Origin of the sequence: Bacillus cereus group sp. BfR-BA-01356 (assembly GCF_022663635.1) — a bacterium.
GTDB lineage: Bacteria > Bacillota > Bacilli > Bacillales > Bacillaceae_G > Bacillus_A > Bacillus_A cereus.
In genome coordinates, this window is the sequence record NZ_JAKUFX010000055.1 from 1 (window position 1) to 13,482 (window position 13,482).

A 13,482-nucleotide genomic window follows, 5' to 3' on the forward strand; every position below is an offset into this window, starting at 1 on the left:
GGTGGTCGGCAACACTCTATCTACAAATTTAAGTATCTCATAAAAATAGATACTCTTGGGTTTATAGGTACATCCCGTCCCTAAAAAACCTAACTTAATCATACGAGGAGGAAAGATTAAATTAAAAGAAGGGAATACAGTTATTCAAGAAAAAACAATTGAAACAGCAGATATCAATTTACAAGACGTACCAAATGGAATCTATACGGTTGAGATTTCAGGTGGGAAAACGGATAGTATGTACCATTTCAGTACGTATTATGCCTATGTAAAGGAAAAGGATAATAGTTTAACGATTGATGTTAACGAAATGAAAGTGAGCAATTTGGTAAATGAAACGATTCAATTCCTAGGATTAGGAGATGATCAGTTTGCCGAATTAAATACAGACTTAGAACAAAAGCGAGCTGTTTTTACGGTTACTACTAAAATGCCTCATAGCTATTATGCAGGTGAAAAATATGCATCAATAGAGGTGTTTAATGAGAAAGGTGAAAAAATTTATACGAAGGAAATGGAAGGAACAAATGTAACCGTTGTAAAAGATATCATCCCACTAAAAGAAGGATATAGAATTAAAATCTATCATGATGAAGTAAAAAAACGATTAACTAGTAAAGCTACTATTATTAATCCTATGAATAAAACAAATGAATTTATAATGACAAAATGGGGATTGAAAAATACTTATTTGCAAAATAATCCAGAAAAAAATCTTATACAAAGAATTGATGAAGAAATGGAAGCGATTATAGGCAATCCGTTTTTAAAAGAGATACCAATGCAAAAAGTAGAAATGAAAAAGAATGTGTGGATGGCAATAAATATGTTATCAGAACCACAAAAAATAACGTATATAAATAAATATAAAGATAGCTTATATAATGAGTAATTTTTGAGAAATGAATTGAATCTAAAAAGTAGCAAACCAATCTATTAGCCTATGTATATAGAGGTATGAAAAATCGATTGGCTATAGTTACAATTTTTATCTAAGCTTAAAATTGTAAAATACATTTATTTAATTTGATAATACGATTATAAAGGAGTAAAAATATGAAGAATTTCGTAAAGGTAGGTTTAACTACAGGAGTGGTGTTATCGGCGATTATGCCCTATGGAGGAGTACATGCGGCAACAGAAGATTTAAAAGTGGAAACAAAGGAGGATACGTTCCGAACAGGTAATTTAACAGCACCTTCTCAAAAATCAGCAGAAAATGTAGCAAAGGATGCACTAAAAGGAAAAACAGAACAAGCATTATCATCAAAGCAAGTTAATACGGAATCCAAAGTTAATTATAATGTTACGCAAAGTCGTAAATCTTATGATGGTACTACATTGGTACGTCTTCAACAAACGTATGAAGGACGTGATGTATACGGATATCAACTAACAGCACATATTAATGATGATGGTGTACTTACGAGCGTTTCGGGGGATAGTGCCCAAGATCTACAACAACAGGAAGATTTGAAACAACCTATTACTTTATCAGAAGAGGATGCAAAGAAACAGCTTTTCAACATCTATGGAAATGATCTTACATTTATTGAAGAACCAGAAATTAAACAAGTGGTATATGTAGATGAAAATACAAATAAAGCTACAAACGCATATCAAATTACTTTTAGTGCATCTACACCTGAATATGTATCTGGTACAGTATTAATTGATGCTTTTGGTGGTAATCTATTAAAAGAACTCGTTCAAAAATTGGGTATACAAGTAGATAGTAGTATTGTCCAATCTGCGACAGCAAATAAATCACAAGATCCTTCAAAATTAACAGGTACAGGAAAAGATGACTTAGGTATTAATCGTACGTTTGGAATTACGCAGCGAAGTGATGGAACGTACATGCTTGCAGATTATTCTCGTGGTAAGGGAATTGAAACATATACTGCTAATTATAAAGATTATAATAATTATAGAAGAAATGTATGGGGTTATCTCGATGATTTAGTAACAAGTAATTCTACAAATTTTACAGATCCTAAAGCAGTTAGTGCCCATTATTTAGCAACGAAAGTATATGATTTTTATCAAGAAAAATATGGCCGTAACAGCTTTGATAATAACGGACAAAAAGTAATTTCTGTCGTTCATGGTTGGAACACAAATGGTACGAATAAAGGGAATCCTAAGCAGTGGTTTAATGCATTTAGTAATGGGGCTATGCTGGTATATGGAGATCCAATTGTTAGAGCATTTGATGTGGCAGGACATGAATTTACACACGCGGTTACAAGAAATGAGTCTGGACTTGAGTACGCAGGAGAAGCTGGTGCAATTAATGAAGCGTTATCTGATATTTTAGGAGTAGCAGTTGAAAAGTATGCAAATAACGGAAAGTTCAATTGGACAATGGGAGAACAATCTGGTCGTATTTTTAGAGATATGAAAAACCCATCATCTATCTCTTCTAGATATCCGGAGGACTATAGACATTATAATAACTTACCTATTGATGCTGACCACGATCATGGTGGTGTACACACGAACTCTAGCATTATTAATAAAGTAGCTTACTTGATTGCTAGTGGTGGAAACCATAATGGAGTAAACGTACATGGCATTGGAGAAGATAAAATGTTTGATATTTTCTATTATGCAAATACGGATGAATTAAATATGACTTCTAACTTTAAAGAATTAAAAGAAGCTTGTATTCATGTAGCAACGAACTTATATGGTAAAGACTCATTAGAAGTACAAGCTGTCCAACAAGCCTTTAAAGCAGCTTATATTTAATATTATTGTGATGAATTATAAACCCTTTTATTTTAATATAGTGATTAATTTGTATGTATAGACAAAAACCTTGTAGAATTTTTCTGCAAGGTTTTTTTGAATGTTATCCCGCTATTTGCCGGGCAGTAAGACCCTGCCTCAAAATTCAGCGGAAGCAAAGAAGTTAGGTGGGGGTCGGGCTGATTAAAGTTTCACTTTATGTTATATGGTTTTTAGTTAATTAGGATAAAAAATAATCCTATAACTGTATGTAAGAATGTGTAATTTTACACTCTTTTTTATGATAGAAAAGGATACTACGTTAGTAAATATAAAAAGTTAGAAATTATAGTATATAGGGCACTTTTTTGTTCCTATGGAACTTTAAAGTGCGTAATTTTCTTTCTAGTTAATATAGATCATAATGGTATTTACTGGTTGGTTTTAGCTTTACTCTGCTGTTGATGTGATTTTTTAACATTACAATGATTAGAATCAGAATTATCGAGTAGATCTAAATGATGATAATTTCGATTTTTAATTCAGTACAGAGTGAAATAGCTACATAACTTTCGTTTATACGCTTTTGAAAAAAGGGTGAATCTGCTTATTTTCTGTTAAAGATAAGAGAAGTGAACCACAATATAAACGTAATTATTTATTCCAACGTAAGTCAATCATTTAGCACATGAATTTGGAGGGATTTATATGTATATGCAATTAAAAGGAAAAACAGCACTGGTTACTGGATCTACGGCAGGGATTGGAAAAGCAATTGCCACTTCATTAGTAGCGGAAGGAGCTACTGTACTTATTAATGGACGCCGTGAAGAAAATGTTAATCAAACGATAAAAGAAATTCAAGCGCAGTATCCTGATGCTATCCTTCAACCCGTAGTAGCTGATTTAGGAACAGAACAAGGGTGCCAAAATGTGATTGAAAAGTACCCTGAAGTAGACATTCTTATTAACAACTTAGGAATTTTTGAACCTGTAGAATATTTTGATATCCCTGATGAAGATTGGTTTAAATTGTTTGAAGTCAATATTATGAGTGGTGTTCGACTTACTCGCTCATATTTGAAAAAAATGATTGAAAGAAAAGAAGGAAGAGTCATCTTTATTGCTAGCGAAGCAGCTATTATGCCATCTCAAGAAATGGCTCATTATAGTGCGACTAAAACGATGCAACTCTCACTTTCTCGTAGTTTAGCTGAGCTGACGACAGGAACGAATGTGACTGTTAATACTATAATGCCTGGTTCGACTTTAACGGAAGGAGTTGAGACTATGCTAAATAGTCTTTATCCTAATGAGCAATTGACAATAGAAGAAGCTGAGAAGCGATTTATGAAAGAGAATCGACCAACCTCTATTATTCAAAGACTTATTCGACCAGAAGAAATTGCCCATCTTGTCACTTTCTTAAGTAGCCCACTTTCCTCAGCGATTAATGGTTCCGCGTTGCGAATAGACGGGGGATTAGTACGTAGTATATTTTAATAAAAAAAAGCAAATTGCGATATGAAAACAGCCGAATTTTTCTACTATAAGAAAAATTCGGCTGTTATTTTTTACTTGTTGTAAAGGAGGAAAAGCGTTTAGCGTTGTGGCATCTCTTAAGAAAAAGATAAGGTGGTTTAAAGCAATTCCACTGTTATTTTCAAACAACAAATATTTGTTGTTTGTATTATTTAGTGAAAGTTACCAAACGTTTTTCAACACTATTTTCCCAATTGCTTCTTTCGAATCCAAATAATCATGTGCTTGTGCAACTTCATCAAACGTAAATGATTTAGAATCTAGCAATGGACGAAGTTTTCCTTCTTCTACAATTTGCGTTATTTTCGTTAAGATTTCTCCGCAATCATTACGCTTATCTGTATGTAATATTTTTAACGCCATAAAAGTAACGTGCAGAGAGAGTCCTTTTGCGTGTAAAGGAGAGAGGTCATGGGTTGAACGAGCTGCAATTGTTACGACAGTTCCGTTGACCGCAGCAGCTTCAAAAGAATGATCAAGATTCTTGCCGCCTACTGTATCAAATATAACTTCAAATCCGTTTCCGTTCGTATGTTTTTGTACATATTCTTGAACAGATTCTTCTTTATAATTAATGGCTACGTCAGCTCCCAGACGATGAGCTATTTCAATTTTTTTCTGCTGAGAAGCGGTTGTAAAAACTTTAGCGCCTGCCCATTTAGCTAGTTGAATGGCTACGTGTCCTACGCCACCAGTAGCTCCATGAATGAGGACATTTTGACCAGGTTTAATATTTGTACGATCAAATAAAGATTCCCAAGCTGTAATTGCCACCAATGGTAGAGCAGCTGCTTCTTCCATTGTTAAATTTTTAGGTTTTTGAGCAATTAATCGCGCATCAGCAAGCATAAATTCTGCAAGTGCACCACCAGTTTCTTTAAAACCTCCGGCACATCCATATACTTCATCACCAGTTTTGAATTTCGAAACACCTTCTCCTACTTCTATAACAATACCAGCGACATCGCCGTGTAATACAGCTGGAAATTCAGGCGCAACTGATGAAACAGCGCCACTGCGCATTTTCGTATCGATTGGATTTACACTTGTTGCTTTTACATGAATTAGAACATGACCTGGTAAAAGTTTCGGTTTTGAAACTTCTTCTAATTGAAATACAGATGAATCCCCAAAAGAATGGATAATTTGTGCTTTCATTGTTTATACCTCCTGTTCGTGGTTATAGCATAGCAAAGTACAAAAAATAAGTATAATATTTTGAATTTGGTTAGTAACAATTTTATATAAAAAAAGGGAACGTACATGAAATAATGTAACGTATTTGCAAAAGCAACAGTACAGCTTTTTGAAGAAAGGATAGATGTGATTTTTGCAGCATGATTTATTCATTATGTTTATTACTACTCACTTAGTATAGATACTTTAAAGTGCCTACATCACTTTAAAGTACGTACTGTTATTCATGTTATGGCCGATTTATAATAACACTCGTAGCACAAAGAAAGTTATAACGATGACAATCGGCAACAATGTGGTGTTGCAGTGTTGCTTATAAATTTTGAGAAGAAATATGAAAAGTATAGGTTTATATGAATGAGGGAAAGTGAGTGAAACACATGGAAAAGTTTGCGAACCATTTTGGATATAATCGTATGTTTGCGAAAGATCAACTTACGTTAGGAGTTCACATTCCGATTGAAAATTATCAGTTTCATGCTCCAACGATGGAAAAACAAGTAGAGTTAGTACAAAAAGCGGAACAATACGGTTTTACAGGTGTATGGCTTCGCGATGTATTGCTGCAAGACCCTGATTTTGGTGATCCTGCAACAGGTCAAATTTACGATATGATGATTTATTTGACGTATTTAGCAAGCAAGACAGAGAAAATCGCATTTGGAACGTCGGCAACAGTGTTGTCACTTCGTCATCCATTGCGTGTAGCAAAAGAAATTGCTACATTAGATCAACTATTTCCAGAAAGAATTATGCTTGGCGTTTCATCCGGTGACAGACGTGCCGATTTCAAAGCATTAGGTGTTAGCCATGAAACACGAGGTGAAAAGTTTAGAGAAGCATTTGCTTACTTGGAAGAAATTTTGTATAAAAACTTCCCGTCTATCCAGTCGACACTAGGAGAAGTTCATGGTGCGAATTTAGTTCCAAAACCGTCTAAACGTGTTCCAACCTTTATTACAGGTTTTAGTCAGCAAAATATGGAATGGTTCGCTGAACATGGAGATGGATGGATGTATTATCCACGTAGTCCGGTGCATCAGGCGGGAGCAATTGGACAATGGAGAGAACGAGTAGAGGATTATCATCCAGATGTATTCAAACCATTTATACAACCGATGCATTTAGATTTATCTGAAGATCCAAATGAACGTCCTACACCGATACGTTTAGGTTACCGTACAGGGCGTAAGGCACTAATTGAATTACTTGATATATATAAAAGTATTGGTGTGAATCATTTATTCCTTGCTCTATTTGATGGTCAACGTCCAGCTGACGAAGTATTGGATGAGCTAGGAGAAGAAGTGCTGCCGCATTTCCCAGCCTTGTAAAGGAGTGAAAAGAATGAAAGCAATAGGACTTATGCAATATGGAGATAAAAGTGTACTACAAGAGATTGAAATGCAGACACCGCTATTGGAAGACAACGATGTACTGATTGAAGTATATGCAGCTGGTGTAAATCCTGTGGATTGGAAAATACGTGAGGGTTTACTTCAAGACGTAATTTCTTATGACTTCCCGCTCGTTTTAGGATGGGATGTTGCAGGTGTAGTTGCTTCTATAGGAAAAAACGTTACCGCATTTAAAGTGGGGGATGAAGTATATAGTCGTCCAGATATTGAACGAAATGGTACTTATGCAGAGTACGTGGCTGTAGATGAGAAGTATGTAGCGAAAAAACCGAGAAATCTATCTTTTGAGGAAGCAGCATCAATCCCTCTAGTAGGTTTGACAAGTTGGCAAAGTTTAGTAAAATTCGCTAATGTTCAAAAGGGTAATAAGGTTTTAATTCATGCTGGATCTGGCGGGATTGGTACGTTTGCTATTCAGCTAGCAAAAAGCTTCGGTGCACATGTTGCAACTACGACTAGTACGAAAAACATACAGTTAGTAAAGGATCTAGGCGCTGATACTGTCATTGATTACAAAACAGAAGATTTTTCTTTGCTTTTGCATAATTACAATATTGTATTTGATGTGTTAGGCGAGGATGTACTAAAGGATAGTTATAAAGTGCTTGCCCCAAATGGAAAGTTAGCGTCTATCTATGGTCCGAAAGGTATGGAAATTCCGCAAACTGAAGTAGCAAGAGAGAAAAATATTCAGAGTGACCATATATTTACTGAACCTAACGGATATGAACTTTCTCTTATTACAGAATTAATTGAGGACGGGAAGATTAAACCTGTTGTAACACATGTGTTGCCTTTACATGTAGAAGGCGTAAAAAAAGCACACCACATAAGTGAATCAGAACGTGCTCTTGGCAAAATTGTATTAAAGAAACATTGGTAAAGTATGAGGATTTAGAGAGAGCGTTGTGCTAAGTAGTGAATGAGCTAATATATTCTTTTCTAGCAATTGTTTTAAAAAGGGAGATAGCAAATGGATTCAATGACATTTCTTTTACCCCGCATTAACAGGCAGTAAGACCCCCACCTCAAAATTCAGCGATATCATAGAAGTTAGGTGGGGCAACTGCCTGTAAAAGCCCGATTGGTTCAACTAATAATCAGTGGGGATGAACAAAACCCCCACTGATTAAAGTTTCACTTTATCCGGAGCGACAGGGGGATTTAGCGAAACGCAAAATTTATCCTGCTTTATATAAGCTATTTAGTAATCAAAATATACCACAATCTCTTTCGATTATCGGTATTGGCAGAAGGGGAATGTCAGATGTGGAATTTCAAACAATAGTAGGACAATCCCTTACTACATTTTCTAGAAAATCTACTGATGACGAATCAGGAGTAGAAGAATTTATTAGCACATTTCGTTATTGTCAATTAGATACAGCGAATATAGAGGACTATCAAGATTTGTTGAGTCTTGTAAAGAGGCGTGAAATAGAATTAAACATTCCTGAAAACCGTATGTTTTATCTATCTGTTATACCAGAAGTATTTAATGTGATTGCTTTAAATATTAAAGAGAGTGGATTGTGGGCTACAAAAGGATTAAACCGTCTTATTATAGAGAAGCCTTTTGATTATAATGTAACGTCTGTTCGCGAGTTTAACGAAGAATTAATTGAAGATTTTGACGAAACTGATATTTATTATATCGATCATTATCTTTGAAAATGAATGGTAACTAGGAATACACTTAGAAAAGTATTACGAAATAAATAGTATGTAATGCAAGACATTTTTATTGACGATAATAATTTATGTGGTTAATATACTAGACATAAGATTACTTAATTACTAAAAGTAATCAAATATAAAATGTTTCGTTAAACTCTATAAATAAGTAAGTTGTAGTAGAAATGCTTTGAATTGCCACTATTAATATTGGGGACAATGAGAGAGCGAAAGGTATAAAAAGAATTGGAATTAGATAACTCTTTGTTTTTTATAAAAACAGGAAGTATAAGAGTATGAGCTTCTGTACAATTCATTTTTAGTATATTGAAGAGGATTATACAACAAGAGGGGGACTGAACTTGGAATCAATGACCTTTGTTTTATTTGGAGCGACAGGGGACTTAGCTAAACGCAAAATTTACCCCGCGCTATATAACTTATATAGAGATCAAAAGCTTCCAAAGCAAATATCTGTTATCGGGCTTGGAAGACGTCAAGTATCTCACGAAGATTTTCAAGAAAGAATAAAAGAATCAATAGAGACGTTTTCTCGTCAGAGGGAAGAAGGTACTCCGGAACTGGAAGGTTTTTTAGATAATTTTCGCTATTGTCCATTAGATGTGAGTAAGCCGGAAGACTATGAGAGATTATTACAAGTCGTTCGTGAAAGGGAAGAAGAGCTACATATAAAAGGTAATAGAATGTTCTATCTTTCAGTTGCTCCTGAATTTTTCGAGACGATTGCTTTAAATATTAAGGAAAGCGGACTTGATAAAACAGATGGATGGAAACGCCTGATGATTGAGAAACCGTTTGGGCACGACCTTGCATCTGCTCGTGAGCTGAATGATAAGCTTAGTCGCACGTTTGAAGAAGACGAGATATACCGTATTGATCATTATTTAGGTAAACCGATGATTCAAAACCTTGAAGCGCTAGAATTTGCAAATCCTGTTCTCCAGTCGATTTGGAATAAAGAACATATAGCGAATGTACAAATCACAGCTAGTGAAACAGTTGGGGTTGAAGAAAGGGCAGGATATTATGACCAGGCAGGAGCCATTCGAGATATGGTTCAAAATCATATGTTACAAATATTAATGATGACTGCTATGAATCTGCCGGAAAAGGTTAATGCATGTGAAATTCGAGAGGAAAAGCGAAAGGTAATGGAGACGCTTCGTAAAGTGAAAAAAGAAGACGTTCAAAACCATATCATTCGCGGACAATACGCTTCAGGAGAGATAAAAGGCGGGCAAGTTGTAGCATATAAAGAGGAACCAGGAGTAAATCCTTCTTCTAACATAGACACATTTGTTGCTGCTCGCTTGTGGATCGATAATCCATTTTGGACTGGCGTTCCCTTTTATATACGAACAGGTAAACGAATGAAAGAAAAGTCTACTCGTATTGTAATCGAATTTAAAAATACGTTAAAACAGCAATATCAAGATAGTAATCCAAATGCAGCACCTAACTTGTTAATAATTGAAATTAGCCCAGGTGAGAACGTTTCATTACAGTTAAATAGTAAAAATCCATTAAAAAATGGAGAAATTGAACCGATGCGTATTAACTTTACTTGTGAGCAAGCAGATGTGGGAGTACCTGAAGCGTATGAAAGACTCATTCATGATGCTGTGAGTGGAGACGCTACATTCTTTGCACATTGGAAAGAAGTTGAATTGTCATGGGAATGGGTACAACCAATTCTTGAAGCATTCGAGGAAAACTTATTACCACTTCATGAATATGAGTCTGGTTCATATGGTCCAGATGCGTCGAATGAATTATTGCAAGAAAGTGGATTTAAATGGTGGTTAGATCAAGAAACGGAAAAATAAGTACTTTCTTTCATGAAAGCATGTAGGGGGACGATTACTATGACACAAAACATAAATCAATTAGCAGTGAATACAATTCGTACGTTATCAATTGATGCTATTAATGCGGCAAATTCAGGTCATCCAGGTCTTCCGATGGGAGCAGCACCGATGGCTTATGCATTATGGGCGAATCATTTAAATCACAATCCTAATCATCCGAAATGGTTTAACCGTGATCGATTCGTTTTATCAGCGGGACACGGATCGAGCCTACTGTATAGCTTACTTCATTTAGCTGGATATGACGTTTCAATTGATGACTTGAAAAACTTCAGAAAGTTAAATAGTAAAACACCAGGACATCCTGAGTTTGGTCATACTCCTGGAGTTGAAGCGACGACAGGCCCGTTAGGACAAGGGATTGCTAATGCTGTCGGAATGGCAATGGCAGAAGCTCATTTAGCAGCGAAGTTCAATAAGGATGGTCACTCTATTATAGATCACAATACGTACGCATTAGTCGGAGATGGTGACTTAATGGAGGGTGTCGCTTATGAAGCGATGTCAATGGCAGGACATATGAAACTTGGCAAGTTAATTGTACTGTATGATTCAAATGAAATTTCACTTGATGGTGAATTAGGCATTGCTTTCTCTGAAGATATTCAGAAAAGGGCAGAATCTGTACATTGGCAATATGTAAGAGTTGAAGATGGAAACGATGTCGATGCTATTACAAAAGCCATTACATTAGCGAAAGAAAATACGGATCAACCTACTCTTATAGAAATTAGAACCATTATAGGTTATGGAAGTCCAAAAGTTGCTGGAACGAACAAAGCACATGGTAATCCGCTTGGAGTAGAAGAGGCAACAGCGACAAAACAAGTGTATGGTTGGGATTATGAGGAAGACTTCTTTGTGCCTGAAGAAGTAACAGCTCATTTTAATGAACTGAAACAAAAAGGTATTGAAAAAGAGAATGAATGGAATGAGCAGTTCAACGTATACAGAGAGTCAAACCCTGCACTAGCAGATGAATTAGAAAAAGCGATTACAGGTGAGGTTTTAATCGAAGCGAAAGACATTCTATCCTTTGATACTGAAAAAACGATTTCTACTCGTGTTGCAAGTGGGGAAGCTATTAATCATTATGTGAAAACGATTCCTTCTATTTTCGGTGGAAGTGCAGATCTTTCTCATTCTACGATGACAGATATAAAAGGTGAAGCAGTATATGCAGTAGAATCGTATGCTGGCCGCAATATATACTTCGGTGTACGTGAACATGCAATGGGCGCGGCAGCGAATGGATTGGCGCTTCATGGAGGAGTAAAACCTTTCGTAAGTACATTCTTTGTATTTAATGATTATCTTCGTCCATCGATTCGACTGGCCGCACTGCAAAAGTTACCTGTTACTTACGTATTTACACATGATTCGATTGCTGTAGGAGAAGATGGTCCAACGCATGAACCAATTGAACAATTGGCAGCGCTTCGAGCAATTCCTGGTTTAACAGTTATCCGCCCGTCAGATGCAAATGAAACAGCAAGTGCGTGGGCGTATGCATTACAGCAAACGGATGGTCCAGTCGTTTTAGTACTGAGTCGTCAAAATTTACCGGTGTTTAATGAAACGAAAGCGAACATAGAGAATCTCTCTAAAGGAGCTTACGTATTAACGGAAACAAATGAAAATCCGGATGTAATTTTAATTGCGACAGGTTCTGAAGTATCTTTAGCTGCTAGTGCAAAAGCAAAACTAGAAGAAGACAATGTCTCTGTTCGCATCGTTGCAATGCCGAGCTGGGAGTTATTCGATCGCCAATCGAACGAATATAAAGAATCCGTTCTTCCGTCTTCTATAACGAAACGAGTATCTCTTGAGATGGGTGTATCTCTAGGTTGGGAACGTTATGTAGGACAAGAAGGAAAAGTACTATCAATTGAAACATTTGGAGCTTCAGGAACTGGAGCTGAAGTCATGAATCTATTTGGATTTACGACAGAAAATGTTGTTCAAATTACAAAAAATGTGTTGAATTCTTAAGCTATGACTGTGAATACCTTTCTGTACATACTAACATTTCAGTGCTGAAAGGTATTCCAGATTGTAGTGATATGGATTTTTAATAAAAGATGATTTGAGGAGGAATTATATTATGCAAGTAGGATTAATTGGGTTAGGTAAAATGGGATTAAATTTAGGGAAAAATTTAATGGATCATAAACATGAAGTAGTAGCATTTGATTTAAATACGAGCGCAGTAGAAGAAATGAAAGAGTACGGGGCAACAGGTACATCTAGTTTAAGTGAACTTGTTCAGTCATTACAATCACCAAGAATTCTTTGGGTAATGGTACCACACGCTGTTGTTGATTCTGTTATTGATGAGGTTACACCACTTTTATCAAAAGGAGATATTTTAATTGAAGCTGGTAATTCACATTATAAAGAGTCTATCCGCCGATATGAGCAATTAAAGAAAGATGGCATTCACTTTATGGATGCAGGAACTTCTGGCGGAATGGAAGGCGCTCGTAATGGTGCTTGTTACATGATCGGAGGAGATCAAGAAGCTTGGGACATCGTTGAACCTATCTTCCGCGATACTGCTGTAGAAAATGGATTTTTATATGCTGGAAAAGCTGGTAGTGGTCACTTCTTAAAAATGGTTCACAACGGAATTGAATACGGTATGATGGCTGCTATTGGTGAAGGATTTGAGATTCTAGAGAAAAGTGAATTTGACTACGATTATGAAAAAGTATCAAGAGTATGGAACAACGGTTCAGTCATTCGCTCTTGGTTAATGGAATTAACAGAAAATGCATTTTCTAAAGATGCAAAACTGGATGAAATTAAGGGTGTTATGCATTCTTCTGGTGAAGGAAAATGGACAGTAGAAACAGCATTAGACCTTCAAACAGCAACTCCTGTTATCGCAATGTCTCTATTAATGCGCTACCGCTCATTAGACAATGATACATTTACAGGAAAAGTTGTAGCAGCTCTGCGCAATGAATTTGGCGGACATGCAGTAGAAAAGAAATAAAGTGAAACTTTAATAAGTAGGGGCTTTATTC

General features: G+C 35.9%; 9 protein-coding genes and 1 pseudogene. 9 read left to right on the forward strand and 1 reads right to left on the reverse strand.

The features are described from left to right. Positions 1-100: 100 nt before the first annotated feature. From MR168_RS18255 to MR168_RS18265, 3 genes and pseudogenes are all read left to right on the forward strand, one after another. Positions 101-892, forward strand: a pseudogene (locus MR168_RS18255) (putative mucin/carbohydrate-binding domain-containing protein); the annotation flags it as partial. Between the two features lie 164 nt (positions 893-1,056). Next, on the forward strand, positions 1,057-2,754 hold the full coding sequence (locus tag MR168_RS18260) for a M4 family metallopeptidase (protein WP_086411407.1): 1,698 nt from the start codon (positions 1,057-1,059) through the stop codon (positions 2,752-2,754). 687 nt (positions 2,755-3,441) lie between these two features. After that, positions 3,442-4,236 carry an SDR family NAD(P)-dependent oxidoreductase gene (locus MR168_RS18265; RefSeq protein WP_049108516.1) on the forward strand — a complete coding sequence of 265 codons (795 nt, stop codon included), beginning with the start codon at positions 3,442-3,444 and terminating at the stop codon, positions 4,234-4,236. A 201-nt stretch (positions 4,237-4,437) separates the two neighbouring features. Here the strand turns inward: MR168_RS18265 and MR168_RS18270 are convergent, their stop codons facing one another. Then, entirely contained in the window at positions 4,438-5,433 is a 996-nt protein-coding gene (locus tag MR168_RS18270) for a zinc-dependent alcohol dehydrogenase family protein (protein WP_086411406.1), read from the reverse strand. A 419-nt stretch (positions 5,434-5,852) separates the two neighbouring features. Here MR168_RS18270 and MR168_RS18280 point away from each other — a divergent pair, with 419 nt between their 5' ends. From MR168_RS18280 to gnd, 6 genes are all read left to right on the forward strand, one after another. Then, complete coding sequence (locus tag MR168_RS18280) at positions 5,853-6,806, forward strand: LLM class oxidoreductase (protein ID WP_042867147.1); 954 nt, start codon at positions 5,853-5,855, stop codon at positions 6,804-6,806. A 13-nt stretch (positions 6,807-6,819) separates the two neighbouring features. Further along, the gene (locus tag MR168_RS18285; protein ID WP_086411405.1) at positions 6,820-7,773 is read left to right on the forward strand and encodes an NADP-dependent oxidoreductase; all 954 of its coding nucleotides are present in this window, start codon (positions 6,820-6,822) and stop codon (positions 7,771-7,773) included. A gap of 296 nt (positions 7,774-8,069) precedes the next feature. Continuing rightward, a complete protein-coding gene (locus MR168_RS18290) occupies positions 8,070-8,561 on the forward strand; it encodes a glucose-6-phosphate dehydrogenase (RefSeq protein ID WP_086411404.1) in 492 nt (163 codons plus the stop codon). Between the two features lie 365 nt (positions 8,562-8,926). After that, positions 8,927-10,411: a glucose-6-phosphate dehydrogenase gene (zwf, locus tag MR168_RS18295; protein WP_016122892.1), complete on the forward strand. Its 1,485-nt coding sequence runs from the start codon at positions 8,927-8,929 to the stop codon at positions 10,409-10,411. Positions 10,412-10,450: 39 nt separating this feature from the next. Next, positions 10,451-12,445, forward strand: a complete 1,995-nt coding sequence (tkt, locus tag MR168_RS18300) for a transketolase (RefSeq protein WP_086411403.1) — start codon at positions 10,451-10,453, stop codon at positions 12,443-12,445. Positions 12,446-12,557: 112 nt separating this feature from the next. Then, on the forward strand, positions 12,558-13,451 hold the full coding sequence (gene gnd, locus MR168_RS18305; RefSeq protein ID WP_001195925.1) for a phosphogluconate dehydrogenase (NAD(+)-dependent, decarboxylating): 894 nt from the start codon (positions 12,558-12,560) through the stop codon (positions 13,449-13,451). The last annotated feature ends 31 nt before the right edge of the window (positions 13,452-13,482 follow it).